Origin of the sequence: Anaerocolumna sp. MB42-C2 (assembly GCF_030913705.1) — a bacterium.
Classification (GTDB): domain Bacteria; phylum Bacillota; class Clostridia; order Lachnospirales; family Lachnospiraceae; genus Anaerocolumna.
Genome location: NZ_CP133190.1, coordinates 966521 through 982803, shown reverse-complemented (window position 1 = coordinate 982803; position 16283 = coordinate 966521). Strand labels below are relative to the sequence as shown.

At 37.6% G+C, this 16283-nt stretch carries 15 protein-coding genes and 1 riboswitch; all 15 genes read left to right on the top strand.

What is annotated here, in order from left to right; genetic code table 11:
- Positions 1–105: 105 nt before the first annotated feature.
- The 15 genes from lpdA (at position 106) to RBU59_RS04310 (ending at position 16282) form a co-directional block, all read left to right on the top strand.
- Positions 106–1545 carry a dihydrolipoyl dehydrogenase gene (gene lpdA, locus RBU59_RS04375; RefSeq protein WP_308146658.1) on the top strand — a complete coding sequence of 480 codons (1440 nt, stop codon included), beginning with the start codon at positions 106–108 and terminating at the stop codon, positions 1543–1545.
- Positions 1546–1842: 297 nt separating this feature from the next.
- On the top strand, positions 1843–3360 hold the full coding sequence (gene arfA, locus RBU59_RS04370) for an arabinosylfuranosidase ArfA (RefSeq protein ID WP_308146657.1): 1518 nt from the start codon (positions 1843–1845) through the stop codon (positions 3358–3360).
- Between the two features lie 292 nt (positions 3361–3652).
- Positions 3653–4567: an ArsR/SmtB family transcription factor gene (locus tag RBU59_RS04365; RefSeq protein WP_308146656.1), complete on the top strand. Its 915-nt coding sequence runs from the start codon at positions 3653–3655 to the stop codon at positions 4565–4567.
- Between the two features lie 88 nt (positions 4568–4655).
- On the top strand, positions 4656–5819 hold the full coding sequence (locus tag RBU59_RS04360; RefSeq protein WP_308146655.1) for a galactokinase: 1164 nt from the start codon (positions 4656–4658) through the stop codon (positions 5817–5819).
- Between the two features lie 52 nt (positions 5820–5871).
- A complete protein-coding gene (galE, locus tag RBU59_RS04355) occupies positions 5872–6864 on the top strand; it encodes a UDP-glucose 4-epimerase GalE (protein ID WP_308146654.1) in 993 nt (330 codons plus the stop codon).
- A 207-nt stretch (positions 6865–7071) separates the two neighbouring features.
- On the top strand, positions 7072–8649 hold the full coding sequence (gene galT / locus RBU59_RS04350; protein WP_308148542.1) for a UDP-glucose--hexose-1-phosphate uridylyltransferase: 1578 nt from the start codon (positions 7072–7074) through the stop codon (positions 8647–8649).
- Between the two features lie 217 nt (positions 8650–8866).
- Positions 8867–9547: an L-serine ammonia-lyase, iron-sulfur-dependent subunit beta gene (gene sdaAB / locus RBU59_RS04345; RefSeq protein WP_308146653.1), complete on the top strand. Its 681-nt coding sequence runs from the start codon at positions 8867–8869 to the stop codon at positions 9545–9547.
- Between the two features lie 39 nt (positions 9548–9586).
- Positions 9587–10459: an L-serine ammonia-lyase, iron-sulfur-dependent, subunit alpha gene (sdaAA, locus tag RBU59_RS04340; protein ID WP_308146652.1), complete on the top strand. Its 873-nt coding sequence runs from the start codon at positions 9587–9589 to the stop codon at positions 10457–10459.
- A 415-nt stretch (positions 10460–10874) separates the two neighbouring features.
- Positions 10875–11252, top strand: coding sequence for a BlaI/MecI/CopY family transcriptional regulator (locus RBU59_RS04335; protein WP_308146651.1), 378 nt, complete (start codon positions 10875–10877; stop codon positions 11250–11252).
- A gap of 1 nt (position 11253) precedes the next feature.
- Entirely contained in the window at positions 11254–12876 is a 1623-nt protein-coding gene (locus RBU59_RS04330; RefSeq protein ID WP_308146650.1) for a M56 family metallopeptidase, read from the top strand.
- Positions 12877–12898: 22 nt separating this feature from the next.
- A riboswitch (cyclic di-GMP riboswitch) is annotated at positions 12899–12985 on the top strand.
- A gap of 117 nt (positions 12986–13102) precedes the next feature.
- On the top strand, positions 13103–13462 hold the full coding sequence (locus RBU59_RS28755) for a hypothetical protein (protein WP_330698480.1): 360 nt from the start codon (positions 13103–13105) through the stop codon (positions 13460–13462).
- Complete coding sequence (locus tag RBU59_RS28750; RefSeq protein ID WP_330698479.1) at positions 13453–13779, top strand: recombinase family protein; 327 nt, start codon at positions 13453–13455, stop codon at positions 13777–13779. The genes RBU59_RS28755 and RBU59_RS28750 overlap by 10 nt, the downstream gene beginning before the upstream one ends.
- 348 nt (positions 13780–14127) lie before the next feature.
- Complete coding sequence (locus RBU59_RS04320) at positions 14128–14448, top strand: PadR family transcriptional regulator (RefSeq protein WP_308146649.1); 321 nt, start codon at positions 14128–14130, stop codon at positions 14446–14448.
- Positions 14448–15251, top strand: coding sequence for a DUF1700 domain-containing protein (locus RBU59_RS04315; RefSeq protein WP_308146648.1), 804 nt, complete (start codon positions 14448–14450; stop codon positions 15249–15251). The genes RBU59_RS04320 and RBU59_RS04315 overlap by 1 nt, the downstream gene beginning before the upstream one ends.
- The gene (locus RBU59_RS04310; protein ID WP_308146647.1) at positions 15248–16282 is read left to right on the top strand and encodes a DUF4097 family beta strand repeat-containing protein; all 1035 of its coding nucleotides are present in this window, start codon (positions 15248–15250) and stop codon (positions 16280–16282) included. Before RBU59_RS04315 ends, RBU59_RS04310 begins: the two co-directional genes overlap by 4 nt.
- Position 16283: the final 1 nt, after the last annotated feature.

Here is a 16283-nt window from a genome sequence, read left to right as displayed (position 1 = left end):
AGTTCTTCTGATTATGGCAGGGTAAATAGTCTCGTGAAAGACAATGACCTCTGCAGATGTAAAATTGGTACCTGCGGCTTAAAGTCTGCAGGTTAAGAGAAAGGTTTGGTTATTAATATGAATGAAAAATATGATCTTGCAGTAATCGGGGCCGGTCCCGGCGGGTATACTGCTGCTATCAAAGCTGCCAAATCAGGACTTAAAACGGTTGTTATTGAGAACAGGGAGGTTGGGGGAACCTGTTTAAACCGAGGTTGTATTCCTACTAAAACACTGATGCATACCTCCCACCTGTATTATGAAGCTTTGAGTTATGAAAAACTTGGAATCAATGTGACCGGGTTAAATTACGATATAGATAAGATGCAGGACAGGAAAGAAGAAGTAGTAGATAAAATCCGGGATGGAATCGGTGCTTTACTGAAAGGAAACAAAGTTACCGTAATAAATGGAACTGCAACGATTCTGAAGCAAAATACCATACGGATAACGGAGAATACTCACCAGACAGCAGAAAATGCAGATGTATGGGAAATACAAGCGGAAAAAATACTGATTGCCACCGGTTCAAAACCATTTATTCCTGAAATAGAGGGAATTCATAATCTTAATGTAATCACCAGTGATGAACTTTTAGCGAAAAGAGGTCAAAGGTTTGAGAAATTGCTAATAGTCGGCGGAGGTGTAATTGGTATCGAATTTGCAACGATTTATCAGGAATTAGGTTGTGAAGTAGAGATTATTGAGGTAATGGACCGGATATTATACAACATGGATAAAGAGGTTTCACAAAGTGTTGCAATGAATATGAAAAAAAGAGGAATTAAAATTCATACGAAATCTAAAGTGATCCGAATAACAAAGGAAGAGGGATTAAACTGCGAATATGAAGAAAACGGTAAAACTTATACAGTAAAAGCAGATGTTATTCTGGTTTCTGCTGGGCGTAAAGCGAATACCGAGAATTTGTTTGATTCGGGATTTCGTCTTGAAATGAATGGAGATAAAATTAAAGTCGATGCGAATTTTGAAACAAGCGTTAAAGGCATCTATGCCATTGGTGATGTAACGGGGGGGACCCAGTTAGCACATGCTGCAGCTGCCCAGGGTATTACTGCTGTTGAAATTATGTGTAACCTTACACCGACGATTAATCTTAATGTGATTCCATCCTGTATCTATACGTCACCTGAGGTAGCAGTAGCAGGACTTAATGAAGAAGCGGCGAAAGCAAACGGATATACGGTTAAGACAGGAAAATATCCAATGGCAGGAAATGCAAAAACTCTATTATCAATGGATGAACGAAGTTATATTAAGGTAATCAGTGATTCGAAATCGGATAGAATTCTTGGTGCAGAACTTGTCTGTGCCAGAGCTACGGATATGATAGGAGAATTAGCTGCTGCTATTGCAAATGGTTTGACTGTGAAAGAAATGGCCTCCGTTATCAGACCTCATCCCACTTATAACGAAGCAATTACAGAAGTTATGGAAGATATAGAGGGTATGGCAATTCACCTTATGCCAGGCAGAAAGAGATAATAAATATTTACAGGCATACTAAATATATTAGTTTAGTATTTGTTAAAAAATATTGTACAGAGAGGAAAGAAGTGTAAATTAAAGGAAAAAATGACATGAGATCAAGTATGAAAAGATAAAAACATATAATAATTTATAAAAAAGTAAAATATATATTGATGTAATTAACTGAAAATAGTATAATAGGAACCATGAGGTTTCTATAAATTAAATGTGACTTAACTTAGAATAGTTACAGTAATTTACATACTATAATCAATTCAGAAGCGAATTGATAGAAGGCAGGAGGATTACATAATGACAAAAAAGTATGCAAAAATGGTAGTTGACAAAGATTTTAGGATTGCAGAGATTGATAAAAGAATGTTCGGGTCCTTTATAGAACATCTGGGCAGGGCCGTTTATGAAGGGATTTACCAGCCGGGGCATAAAAGTGCAGATAAGGACGGTTTCAGAAAAGATGTTATGGAGCTGGTTAAGGAATTGAATGTACCGATTATCCGTTATCCCGGCGGTAATTTTGTATCCAATTATTATTGGGAAGATGGAGTAGGTCCAGCAGAAGAGAGGCCGAAGAGACTGGAACTTGCCTGGAGAAGCTTAGAGACCAATGAGGTTGGATTAAACGAATTTGCAAAATGGAGCAAGCTTGTCGGCAGTGATATGATGATGGCTGTAAACCTCGGCACCAGAGGGGTCAGTGATGCCTGCAACCTGTTAGAATACTGTAATCACAAAGCTGGAACAAAATACAGCGATCTTCGTATCAGACACGGTTATCAAGAACCTCATAATATAAAAACCTGGTGTCTCGGAAACGAAATGGACGGACCCTGGCAGCTGGGATCTAAAACTCCGACAGAGTATGGAAGAATTGCCTATGAAACAGCAAAAGCCATGAAATTAATTGATCCGGACATTGAACTGGTATCCTGCGGCAGCTCCAGTACCGGTATGAAAACCTTTCCTGAATGGGAAGCTGTCACATTAGAGCATACTTATGAACATGTTGATTATGTATCATTACATCAGTATTTTGGCAATCCTGACGGTGATACACCGAATTTCCTGGCAAAATCCATGGAGACGGAACACTTTATAAAAACGGTTATTTCTACCTGCGATTATGTGAAAGCCAAAAAGAGAGGTAAAAAGGATATTAACTTAAGCTTTGATGAGTGGAATGTTTGGTATCACTCTCATCAGGCAGATGACAATACCATGAAGAGGGAGCCCTGGCAAAAAGCACCGGCGCTGTTAGAGGATATTTATAATTTTGAAGATGCGTTAGTTGTAGGTCTTATGTTAATTACTTTCATGAAACATGCCGACAGAGTAAAGATGGCTTGTCTGGCGCAGCTTGTTAATGTAATCGCACCGATTATGACACAGGCAGACGGACCGGCATGGAAACAGACAATATATTATCCCTATCTGCATGCCTCCAAATACGGACGTGGAATTGCACTCCAGCCTGTTTTATATTCCACAAAACATGATACCAGAGAATATACAGATGTTTATGATGTGGATTCCGTTGCCGTATATAATGAAGAAGCAGAGGAAGTTACTATATTTGCTGTAAACCGTGATATAGAAGAAAGCATTGAGTTTACCTGTGATATCAGAAGTTTTGAAGGATATGGACTGATTGAACATATTGTCTTAACAAGTGATGATCTGTTGGCCTCTAATTCAGCTGTAAAGCAGGCAGTTGCACCGGTAACTGTAAATGATACCATACTTGATAACGGTATAGTAACAGCAAATTTAAAGAAAGCTTCCTGGAATGTGATACGATTAGGTAAAAAATGATTTCAGATAAAGTATCTAAGTAAATAATACCTGACTAAATAAAAGTATAATAGATTAATAAATGAAATCTGGTTAATTAAAGTTTATATCCTGTAAGAAACAGGTAAATAACTTAATATAACCAGGTTTTGTTTTTTGTCGTTTTTGAACAAAATTTGAATAAATTATTAACTTTTTTATATTTTAACAAAAAAGCTTTTCAAGAGAAAATAATCATGATACAATTAAAACAGAAAAAATGATTTATAACAAAAATTTTGTTATAAATAAATTAAGAGAAGGAGTATAAGATTTGGGTAAAACAATACAGTTGGATTTAGATGATAAGGAACAGCTTGTTTTGTTGGCAAAAGCATTATCGACAGAGGTTAGAATTGAAATATTAAAGCTTTTATGCAAGTACGATTTAAATATTAATGAAATTGCCGAACGCTTAGAACTACCACAATCTTCCGCTGCAGCACACATTAAAGTTTTGGAAGAGGCAGGACTTATTAAAACAAGTCTGAAACCTGCCGTAAGGGGCTCCATGAAAGTCTGTACGAAGCTGCCTAAAGCATTTAACATTGATTTGACAACAGAGCTGGAAGAAGAAACCGAGGTTATTAATATGCCTATTGGTAACTTTGTAGATTATTATGTGGAGCCGACCTGTGGAATAGTAAGTGAAAAGGGACATATTGATGAAGAAGACGAACCCAGATGTTTTTACAACCCGGATCGAATTAAAGCAAAATTGCTCTGGTTTGGTAAAGGATATTTGGAATACCGTTTTCCAAATAAAATACTTACGAATCGAACCGAGAAACGATTGGAATTATCCATGGAAATCTGTTCGGAAGATCATGAATATAATTTTAATTTTCCCTCCGATATTACTGTTTGGATTAATGGTATAGAAGCCGGTACCTGGAATTGTCCCAGTGACTTTGGCGGCAGAAGAGGAAAATTAAATCCACAGTGGTGGCCGGATAAGAATACTCAGTATGGAATATTAAAAACCTGGATACTGACGGATGAGGGTACTTATCTGGATGAGGAAAGAGTGGGTGCTAAAACAATTAAAGAATATCATTTATCTGAAAATGCGTTTATATCCGTTCGAATCGGTATTAAAGAAGATGCAAAGCATATTGGAGGAGTAAACTTATTTGGGGATAGTTTCGGTGATTATGCGCAAAATATCCGAATGAAATTTGTTTTTTAATTAATGTGATAAAGCAGATGTATTACTATACGAATGATTTGGAATACCTGCTTTCTATAAAGAGAAAGAATTGTAAAAGGAGTGCTGTATGAAAGAACAATTATTACAGAAATTTAATGAAATATTTGGTGACGGCGGGGAGATTTCAGTTTATTTTGCACCCGGGCGTGTGAACCTCATTGGAGAGCATACCGATTATAACGGAGGGCATGTATTTCCCTGTGCTCTGACGATTGGTACTTATGCTGTGGTAAGAAAAAGGGAAGATAAGATCTTACGTTTTTATTCCATGAACTTTGAACATCTTGGAGTAATCACTTCTTGTGTGGAGGGATTAACGAAGAAAAAGGAAGATGACTGGGCAAATTACCCGAAAGGAGTTATTTGGGCTCTTAAACACAGAGGTTATTCTATAGATCAGGGAATGGATGTATTGTATTTCGGCAATATACCTAATGCCTCCGGATTATCTTCATCAGCATCCCTGGAAGTTCTAACCGGTTATTTACTAAAAGATCTGTTTGGATTTAATCTCTATATGATTGAACTGGCATTAATCAGTCAGTTTGCAGAAAATAAATTTATAGGAGTAAACTGTGGCATTATGGATCAGTTTGCTGTTGCAATGGGTAAAAAAGATAATGCTATCTTCTTAGATACCAGTAATTTAGCGTGTGAATATGCACCCATTAAACTAGAGAATGCCAGAATTGTCATAATCTCCAGTAATAAAAAAAGAGGCTTAGGTGATTCTAAGTATAATGAAAGAAGAAGCGAATGCGAACAAGCGCTTAAGGAATTACAGACAGTAATTGATATAGCAACCCTTGGAGACTTAAGTGAAAAAGAATTTGAAAAGCATAAAGAGGCAATAGCTGATCCGATTCGTAAAAAAAGAGCAAAACATGCCGTATATGAAAATCAGAGAACAATAAAAGCGGTGGAAGCCCTAAAGGCCAATAAAATAGTTGAATTCGGCCAATTAATGAATGCATCCCATGTTTCCCTCAGGGACGATTATGAAGTGACCGGAATTGAGTTGGATACTCTGGTAGAAACAGCATGGCAGCAAAAAGGTGTACTCGGTTCCAGAATGACAGGTGCAGGATTTGGCGGCTGTACGGTAAGTATTGTTGAAAATGACTGTGTGCAGGACTTTATAGATAAGGTTGGAAAAACCTATGAAGAAAAAATCGGATATAAAGCAGATTTTTATGTAGTAGATATCGGTAATGGCCCAAGCAGAATATAAGTGAACATATTAATTGAATACCGCTTTCAGCGGCAGAATGTGAGGTAAATATATGACAGTATTAGTTTTAGGAGGAGCCGGTTATATTGGCTCACACACCGTGTATGAGTTAATTGATCAAGGTCAGGATGTTGTAATCGTTGATAACTTAGAGACCGGATATAAAGAGGCAGTTCATCCCAAGGCCCGTTTTTATCAGGGAGATATCAGAAACAGAGCATTTATTGACAGTGTTTTTGAAAAGGAAAAGATAGATGCGGTAATTCATTTTGCAGCAAACTCCCTGGTTGGAGAAAGTATGACAAACCCACTTAAGTACTATGATAATAATTTAAACGGAACCAAGGTATTACTGGAATCCATGGTAGCCCATGATGTAAAAAAAATCGTATTCTCTTCCACAGCAGCGACTTACGGAGAACCGGAGAAAGTACCTATCTTAGAAACAGATCGTACGGAACCAACTAATGCATATGGTGAAACTAAGCTGTCTATGGAGAAAATGTTTAAATGGGTTGATAAAGCACACGGTTTACGTTATGTTTCCTTACGGTATTTTAATGCCTGCGGTGCTCATAAAAGCGGCAATATCGGAGAAGCTCACAATCCGGAATCTCACCTGATACCGTTAATTCTTCAGGTGCCGAACGGTAAAAGAGAATCCATCAGTGTCTATGGAGATGATTATGACACAAAAGACGGTACCTGTATTCGTGATTATATTCATGTTACTGATTTAGCATCCGCTCATATCTTAGCGGTAAAGTACCTGATGGAGGGCAACGAAAGCAATATTTTTAACCTTGGAAACGGTGTGGGATTTACTGTAAATGAAGTAATCGATGCAGCAAGAAAAGTAACGAATTCACCAATACCGGCAGTGATTACTCCAAGAAGAGCCGGAGATCCTGCCAAACTGATTGCTTCCAGTGAAAAAGCCAAAACTGTCTTGGGCTGGAAACCTCAGCATGAGGATATTGAAGAAATTATTTCTTCTGCCTGGAAATGGCATAAAACCCATCCAAACGGATACAAAAGCAATTAGTCACCATCATAACAGAAAATGAATAGTTTGGCTTAAAAGCTTGTATCGGATAATCGGGTGCAAGCTTTCAATTATAGAACCGAAAGAAAAGGTTAAAAAGTAATTACTTTGAACCTCCAAATTTTGTGCCTGCGTAACCAAAATATGCTTGGCATTTTGGTGCAAATTTTAAATGCGCATAAAACGTGCGCGGGAATGAGGAAAATGATGATTAATCAATATATAACAGCACTGGTTACATACGGTTTAAAAAAAGGATTAATTGAAGAACAGGATAAAATATATACAATCAACCAGCTGCTCGAATTATTTGGACTGGAGGAATTGGAGGAAACGGTCACTTCCAAGGAATCTGATATTTCACTGGAACAAATATTGAATGGCATGCTTGATTATGCATATGAACAAGGAATTTTAAAGGAAAACAGTATTGTTTACAGAGATTTATTTGATACTAAAATTATGGGATTACTGGTACCTAAGCCATCGGAAGTAATAAAGAAATTTCAGGCTTTGTATAAGGAAAACCCTAAAAAAGCTACGGACTTTTATTATACGTTCAGCCAGGATACCGATTACATAAGACGTTACCGTATAGCGCGGGATATTAAGTGGGTTACAAAAACGGAATACGGAGATATTGATATTACCATTAATTTATCAAAACCGGAAAAAGATCCAAAGGCTATAGCCGCAGCCAAACATATGAAACAGAGCGGCTATCCGAAATGTCTGTTATGTAAAGAAAACGTGGGTTATTCAGGAAGAGTAAATCATCCTGCCAGACAAAACCATAGAATTATTCCGGTGCAGATTTATAACCAGAAATGGGGATTCCAATATTCACCTTACGTTTATTATAATGAGCATTGCATCGTATTCAATTATGACCATACCCCAATGAAGATCGATAAAACAGCATTTGGTAAATTGTTTGATTTTGTAAAACAATTTCCACATTACTTTGTGGGTTCCAATGCAGATTTACCTATTGTAGGCGGCTCCATACTTACACATGACCATTTTCAGGGCGGTAATTATGAATTTGCCATGGCAAAAGCTCCAATAGAAAAATATCTAAGTATAAAAGGATATGAAAAGGTACGTGCAGGTATTGTAAAGTGGCCCATGTCTGTTATCAGGCTGCAAGCGGAAAGTGCAGAATTACTCATAGAACTTGGGGATTATATTTTATGCAGCTGGAGAAATTATACCGATGAAGCTTCCTTTATCTATGCGTATTCGGATTCGGACGGAAATCTTCTTCCGGCTGATAAAACAGCTGAGAGTACCAGTTCTGAAAAATTAAAATTAGAACCTCATAATACAATAACACCGATTGCCCGTAAAGTTGGAAGCTTTTTTGAACTGGATTTGGTATTACGTAATAATGTTACTACGAATGAACATCCTTTTGGAGTTTATCATCCCCACGATGAACTGCATCACATAAAAAAAGAAAATATCGGGTTAATTGAAGTAATGGGACTAGCGGTTCTGCCCTCCAGGTTAAAAGAAGAAATGGAGATTTTAAAATCTTATATACTTTCAGGAAAAGATATAAGCTCCAATGAAATGATTTCTAAACACAAAAAATGGGTTGAGGAATTTATTCCGAAATATCAGGATATTTCGGAAGCGAATATAGATCTAATTATTCAGGATGAAATCGGTCTGGTATTCTCCCGGGTTTTAGAACATGCCGGTGTATACAAGCGTAACAGGGAAGGACAGGAAGCCTTTTTACGATTTATTAATTATTTAAACGAATCTCATATGAAATAAGTACTGGAAAAACTCTTATGCAGCCATATCAGCTGCATAGGAGTTTTTTATATATAAGTGGCATTGTGTATTGAGGGCATCAGTGTTAAAATAATAGTGGTTTAAATTTATATTTTATATCGAATTAAAAGAAGTAAATTACGGGTATATTTATAATAAATAATGTGCGGAAAGGAGATTGTCATAAATGATATTACATTTTTGACAGGTTCATAATATGTATGCATCGAAAGAAATAAGCGTTTTTGATATTATTGGTCCTAACATGATCGGCCCCTCCAGTTCTCATACGGCCGGAGCACTTAGAATAGCCAGATTGGCTAAAAATATGGTGAAAAGTTCGATTAAACAGGTTAAATTCATATTATATGGTTCATTTGCCGAGACTTATCAGGGTCACGGTACGGACCATGCATTAGTGGGGGGAATGCTTGGATTTGATACGGAGGATTATAGAATAAAAGAGTCCTTTGAATATGCGAAAAAGGCCGGACTGCATTACATTTTCGAAACCAACTCCGCCAAACAGGATATACATCCCAATACAGTGGATATTATAATTACAAATGAAAATGATGAAGAAACTACGATTACCGGCGTATCCATCGGAGGAGGAAGAGCAGTTATTAAAAAAATCAATGGTGTTGACATTGATTTATCAGGAGATTATCACACATTAGTTATAAGGCATAAAGATCTGCCGGGAGTGGTAGCCGGTGTTACCAATGTGTTAAGTCAGTTTGATATAAATATAGCATTTATGAAGTTATACAGGGAAAATAAAGGAACTATAGCATATTCTATTATTGAAACAGACCAGCCCATTAACGAAGATGTCATTGATAAAATAGAAGAATTCCAAAGTGTTTTCGATGCATTTTTAATAGAAAAATTATAAAAAGATTCAAATTAACTAACTGGAGAGGAAGCTTAAACTATGAATTTTACAACCGGTGAGGCACTGATAAAATTATGCGATGAAAATAATATATGCATTTCAGAAGTGATGATACTTCGTGAAACAAATTATTTGGAGAATAGCAGAGAGGATGTATTAAAAAAAATGGAGCATGCCTGGTCCATTATGAAAAACTCAGCAAAAGAAGCATTAAAAGGTGATATTGTTTCCATGGGCGGCTTAATCGGCGGTGAGGCCGCGAGAATCAACAGCCGGAGACTTGAGGGTAATTCTCCGGTTTGCGGTTCCTTAATGTCAAAGGCAATCACATATGCTATGGGAGTTCTTGAAGTGAACAGCTCAATGGGGTTAATTGTTGCAGCACCGACAGCAGGATCGTCCGGAGTAATACCCGGAGCATTTTTAGCAATTCAGGAGGAGATGAATCTTCCGGATGAAGTACTAATCAAAGCGTTGTTTAACGCTGGGGCAATAGGTTATCTCATAGCTTATAATGCGACCGTAGCCGGAGCGGAGGGCGGCTGCCAGGCAGAAGTAGGCTCCGCATCAGCTATGGCCGCATCAGCTATTACGGAGATAATGGGAGGTACACCCAGACAGTGTCTGCATGCGGCAACCAGTGCTATTGCCAACCTCTTAGGTCTCGTTTGTGATCCCATCGGGGGACTGGTAGAGGCACCCTGTCAGCAAAGAAATGCTATGGGTGTATCCAATGCTTTAGTCTGTTCGGAGATTGCATTAAGCAGTATAAAAAACATAATTCCTTTTGATGAGGCTGTTTCTGTTATGTATAATGTGGGACGCAGTATTCCCCATGAATTGCGGGAAACTGCATTAGGGGGATTGGCGGCGGCTCCCAGCGCTTGCGGTGCATGCAGAAATTGTAAATAAAGTTTTAAGACAACACTATAGTAATAATAATTTTATTAATTAAAAGAGGCTGTTGTAATTCATAATTATGAATTGCAATAGCTTTTTTTGTATAGCAATCTTTTTTTAAACCACCTGCTATGCAGGTGGGCTGTCTACTACTTTAACATTTACAAACCCTCGACAACATTGTTGAGCCCTGCCCAGAATGGTAAAATATAGGTAGGATACAACAATAAGGCCATTCAATGAAAGGAGAATTTTTATGAAGTTTATCAAGCTGATATTATGGGTATCAACCCCAAATTTAATTTTGCAAATCCCGTCGAATATATTTTAGACAATTGTAAAAAATATTTCTCAACACTATTGACATTCGTTTTAGGCAAGTGTAAAATACGAATATAGGCAATTGCCTAAAAAGGAGATGATATGAATGAGTAACTTTAAAAAACTGCCTGACACGGAATTTGAGATTATGAAGGTGGTGTGGGCGAACGAGCCGCCCATCACAACTAACATGATTATGGAAACGTTAGGCAATGAGCGTGAATGGAAAGCGCCAACTGTAATTTCACTGATGCTTAGACTGGTGGAAAAGGGCTTTTTGCGGACGGAGAAAAACGGTAAGGAGCGCACCTATTTCCCGCTTGTAGACAAAGAGGACTATCTGAAATTTGAAACAGGTAACTTTATGAAACTTTATCATGAAAACTCATTTCTTAGCTTTGTCAATACCCTTTATGATGGGAAGCAGCTTAACGATGCCGATATTGAAGAACTGATGAAATGGGTGAAAGAACGGAGGATTTGATATGCGGGAATTTATGACTGCATTGATAGAATGCTCTGTTACCATGTCAGTGCTTGTATTGGGTTTCATTGCCGCTACCCCATGGCTGTCAAAAAGATATTCTGCAAAATGGTTGTATTATATCTGGTTAGTGCTTGTGGTAGGTTTAATCATTCCATTCCGGGTTCATCCCGACACAGCATTTATTCAGATGAATGCCGCGCCCGATTATATCCAGCAAATCATACCTGGAAACGCTGGGAATATTATTGATTCAACAATTCCAACCAATACACCATCACAAGCGCTATCGGCAATTTCATGGTATCTAATTGGTATATGCCTATGGATTGCCGGACTTTTTGCCTTTATGGTTTATCACGGGTTAAAGCATTTTCGATTTCTTAGAATGGTAAACCGATGGAACGGACAGCCTGATAAGCAAATGAATGATACCTTACAAAAGATTAAAGTAGATATGGGAATAACCACACCAGTTAAACTGCAAATATGCTCCTGTATCTCAAGCCCAATGATGATCGGTTTTGTAAGACCTACAATCTTGTTGCCGTGGTCTGACTTTTCAGCGGATGAACGGTCATACATCCTCAAACACGAATTGGTACACTTCAAACGTAAGGATTTGTGGTATAAAAGTCTGGTACTTTTTGCAACCGCCGTTCACTGGTTTAATCCTGTAATGTATGTGATGGCAAAGGCCATCGCGTCACAATGCGAAATATCATGTGATGCGGAGGTAGTAAGCAAAACAGATATTGGCACGAGGCAACAATACAGTGAAACCATCATTGGTGTTATCAAAAATCAATCAAGAATGCAAACGGCATTCTCAACAAATTTTTATGGAGGTAAGAAAGGTATGAAAAAAAGAATATTTTCCATTATGGACACAAGCAAAAAGAAAGCAGGAGCTGTTATTTTCTGCTTAGTATTAGCAGGAACATTGGGGACGGGTGCGGCATTTGCAGCCAATTCATCAGCAGTTCCCGAAGCGCAAACGACATATGTAGTTTCATCAGGGGATGAACATTTACAGGCTGTCTTAAATACTCCAACGGAACAGGAATTATTATCCGAATATGGCCCATACGGCATTTCGTTTGATAAAGACGGTAAGATGTATTTTAATGATGAGCTTGTAAGATACTTTTGGGATGGTGTGGACTTGGGCGATAACACATCATCCGTACGATATGAATATTTGAACGAGGAAGGTGCGGTTGATGTGCATACAACACGCAAAGTTATTGAAAATAGCGATGGAAGTATAAATCCTTTTGGCGACTTAACGGGGATTGTAAAATATAGTCAAGAGGAATTTAAGCAAAGAAATTTGGAGGATTTGAAAGGCTCTTCTGATGCAGTCACATATGCCACCGGAGGTGTATCAGGAGGTGAAACATTTGCACAGAAGTTTGCCAAGTATAAGGATTTTGGGATTGAGTACAAAGAGCAACAAGGAAGCGGTAGGGGTAACGTTTATTATAATGGACAATTAGTAAAACAATTTATAGACGAAAAAAAAGATGATGGAGTTTTTACCTATCAGTCTGTTGACGGTGGTGAAATCAGTGTTCATACAATTTATGACGAAAACGGAAAATTGATAGGAGTTGAAAAATAGAAGTCGCAACAAATTAATATAGCTGTGTAAAGGGCAAACTTTCCGAAAGGCAAGGACGCAAAGCCAAGGGTCTAAGGTGCAAACGCATGATGATAGCCTGGCCGCCAAGTTAAATTTCGTACTAAACCTGCCCTTTTGCGGCAGGTTTTTCTATTAGCTCATTATGAAAAAATGAGCTAATAGAAAAACCTTATAAGCAAAAATAAAAAAAGGCACTACCCGTCAAATGATTGTCAAAGACCTTTCCCGCCTTTCCCGTAACTATACGGACGCAGGAAGTCTGATTGAAAATTTGTTTGTTCAGATGATTGTACGCTTTATCAGTTTGGCAGAGGGCGTAGACAGTTATTTGAATCCTGACAGTGTATCCAGTATTCTCGTTCCAATAACAAACGTAATGAACGACCAGTATTGCTACCAGACCTCAAAGAAAATCCGTCAGGTATTTGACTACAAGAAACGCAATGGGGAATTTATCGGCTCCTATGCCCCCTATGGCTACATCAAAGATCCCAATGATAAACACGCTTTGTTGGTAGACCACGAAGCCGCAGAAGTAGTAAAGCAGATTTTTCCATGTGTCTAAGCGGTATGACCGTCAGGGCTATTGTAAATCATCTAAACGACCACGGTGTTATGTGCCCTTCCGTTTACAAGCAAAGTCAGGGATTAAAGTACAAATGCCCCAACGGACAGACACAGCCTATGTGGAGTACCATTACTATCAGCAATATGCTGAAAAACCCCGTCTATGTTGGGGATATGGCACAGGGGCGAAATCGTGTGAAAAGCTACAAGATACACAAAATCGAAGCCGTACCCGAAAAAGACTGGATTGTTGTTCAGAACACCCATGAACCGATTATTGACCGAGAAGCCTTTGAAAAGGTCAAGCAACTATGAGTCTTTAGACTCCAGTGCCGGTAAAAGCTCCTTATAGGGGCAGAACAAACTACCGGCTTAGCCGGTAGTTATGATTCTGAAAGCTAAGTATGAGCAAAAATTTGTCAGGTGTTTTTGGTATATAACGAAACTCAAGTGTGTTTTAGCTATAAGTTTAAAATAAAATTTTATTATTATCAAAAAAATAATTGACACATATTATTCAATATTGTATATTATATTCATCAATAATATTATACGGCGTATAATATATAATATGAAATAGCATTGGATGAATTAAATGAAATGTAAAACTAAGTGGGAATAGAGGGTGAATTAGGAGTATAAATATGAAAGGAAGTAGATGTTATGGTATTTAATACAGGTGCTGCATTACTCGATGCAATTGTACTTGCGGTTGTGTCGAAAGAGAAAGAGGGAACCTATGGATATAAAATTACCCAGGATGTAAGGCAGGTTATAGAGATATCAGAATCCACCTTGTATCCGGTTTTAAGGCGGTTACAAAAAGATGACTGTCTGGAGGTTTATGATCTGGCATTTGACGGCAGGAACAGAAGATACTATAAAATAACCGATAAGGGTAAAATACAGCTTAGACTGTATTATGAAGAATGGAAATCTTATTGCAATAAAATTAATAATATGTTCGTGGGGGTGAATTTTTAATGACCAAGAATGAATTTATGAAACAGCTGGAAGTTTTATTAACTGAAATTTCAGCGGACGAAAGAATGGAGGCCCTTCAATATTACGAGAATTATTTTGAAGACGCCGGGCCGGAAAGAGAGGAGGGTATCATATCGGAATTGGGTTCACCTGAGAAAGTGGCCGCAAGTATTAAGGCAGATCTAAATGCAAGTGAACAGGAAGTAAAAAGCCGGGGATATTTTACGGAAAAAGGATATGAAGATGAAACGCTTAAAGAACCTAAATTTGAAATAATGAATGGCAATGATAAAAAAGCAAAAGACGATAGTTTTAAAGAAGAGGATACCCAGAGATCAGGTTATGCCGGTGGATATAATAACAAAGCAAATCAAGACAGTAACGAATATGGTTATTCTCAAAACAGCTATAATACCGGGGGTACCAACAGTGCAGGAAAAGCAGTATTAATTATACTTCTTTGTATATTCGCAATTCCTGTTGGTATACCTATAGTATCTGCGGTGTTTGGAATATTTATCGCGGTAATTGCGACAGTGGCTTCCCTTTGGCTGGCTTTTGTGATTGTATCAATTGTATTGACGGTTACCGGGATTGCTGCAACGATTGTTGGAATCGTTAAACTGCTTACGGTTCCCGTCCTTGGAATCTGTTTTACGGGCGGAGGATTACTATTATTTGGTCTTGGACTGCTGTTTATTATGGCTACCATTGCTCTTAGTACAAAGGTTATGCCGGTAGTTATACACGGATTCCTTAATTTATGCAGACTTCCCTTTCGGAATAGGAGGGCAGCGGCATGAATGCATTCATAAAAAATTGTTTGAAAATAGCCGGAATATCCATACTTCTGGGGTTGTTTTTAATATTAATCAGTTTCAGTATGGATAACACTATTTTTAGTAATTGGGAGAATTTTAATATACCATTCGGAAATAATAATTATCATTCTGGCAGATGGTCAAATTCTGATAAAGAAGACAGGGATGATTGGGACAAAAACGATTGGAGTAATAAGGAGGCTGAAGAAGATAAAAACGAGTTGATTTCAGATAATACAGAAAGTAAAGGTACGGAGGGTAATACAGGGATTAGATCTTCCGGTAATACAAACAATTTAAGAGATGTGAAATCATTAGCACTGGATATATCCTATGGTACAGTATCTATTAAAGAGGGAGAACATTTTGATATTCAGGTAGATAACATTGGCAGTAATGATTATTATAGTACTGTTAATGAAGGAGTGTGGAAAATAGGGGATAACAGAGATGATAACAGGAGCGAATTTTCCATTTTTGGAGTCGAAATATCAGATTCAGTAAATCACCCATTTCGTGCTGCTAATATTGAACTAACCATCCCTGAAGATTTTGTTTTTGAGAATCTGGATATTATACTTAATGCAGGTACTATAAAAGCGGAGCGACTAAGTTCTAAAAACGCCGATATTGATGTTGGTGCAGGAAGTTTGCATATAGAAGAATTATCGGCCAGTGAAAAATCTTCTTATTCCATTGATACGGGTCAATTGGTTATTGAGAATATAAGTGCACAGGATGCGAATATTAACTGTGGAGTAGGAAACCTTACCGCCGCAGGTGTTATTAACGGTGATAGTCTTGTGACATGCGGTATCGGTAATGTCAGTCTTGCTATTAACGGAAATGAAAATGATTACAATTATAATGTTGACTGCGGAATAGGAACTGTTATAATTAATGATAACAGTTACAGCGGAGTTAATTCCAAACATAAGACTAATAATAATGCAAAAAACAGTTTTGATTTGGATTGTGGAATTGGTAAGATAGCATTGGAAATTCAAAAATAGG

Coding starts and splice junctions, on each gene's coding strand:
- RBU59_RS04330 (WP_308146650.1), top strand. CDS start 11,254: ATGCGGGAATTTATGACTGCATTGATAGAATGCTCTGTTACCATGTCA.
- RBU59_RS04335 (WP_308146651.1), top strand. CDS start 10,875: ATGAGTAACTTTAAAAAACTGCCTGACACGGAATTTGAGATTATGAAG.
- RBU59_RS04320 (WP_308146649.1), top strand. CDS start 14,128: ATGGTATTTAATACAGGTGCTGCATTACTCGATGCAATTGTACTTGCG.
- sdaAA (WP_308146652.1), top strand. CDS start 9,587: ATGAATTTTACAACCGGTGAGGCACTGATAAAATTATGCGATGAAAAT.
- RBU59_RS04310 (WP_308146647.1), top strand. CDS start 15,248: ATGAATGCATTCATAAAAAATTGTTTGAAAATAGCCGGAATATCCATA.
- sdaAB (WP_308146653.1), top strand. CDS start 8,867: ATGTATGCATCGAAAGAAATAAGCGTTTTTGATATTATTGGTCCTAAC.
- RBU59_RS04360 (WP_308146655.1), top strand. CDS start 4,656: ATGAAAGAACAATTATTACAGAAATTTAATGAAATATTTGGTGACGGC.
- arfA (WP_308146657.1), top strand. CDS start 1,843: ATGACAAAAAAGTATGCAAAAATGGTAGTTGACAAAGATTTTAGGATT.
- RBU59_RS28750 (WP_330698479.1), top strand. CDS start 13,453: ATGTGTCTAAGCGGTATGACCGTCAGGGCTATTGTAAATCATCTAAAC.
- galE (WP_308146654.1), top strand. CDS start 5,872: ATGACAGTATTAGTTTTAGGAGGAGCCGGTTATATTGGCTCACACACC.
- RBU59_RS28755 (WP_330698480.1), top strand. CDS start 13,103: ATGATTGTCAAAGACCTTTCCCGCCTTTCCCGTAACTATACGGACGCA.
- RBU59_RS04315 (WP_308146648.1), top strand. CDS start 14,448: ATGACCAAGAATGAATTTATGAAACAGCTGGAAGTTTTATTAACTGAA.
- galT (WP_308148542.1), top strand. CDS start 7,072: ATGATTAATCAATATATAACAGCACTGGTTACATACGGTTTAAAAAAA.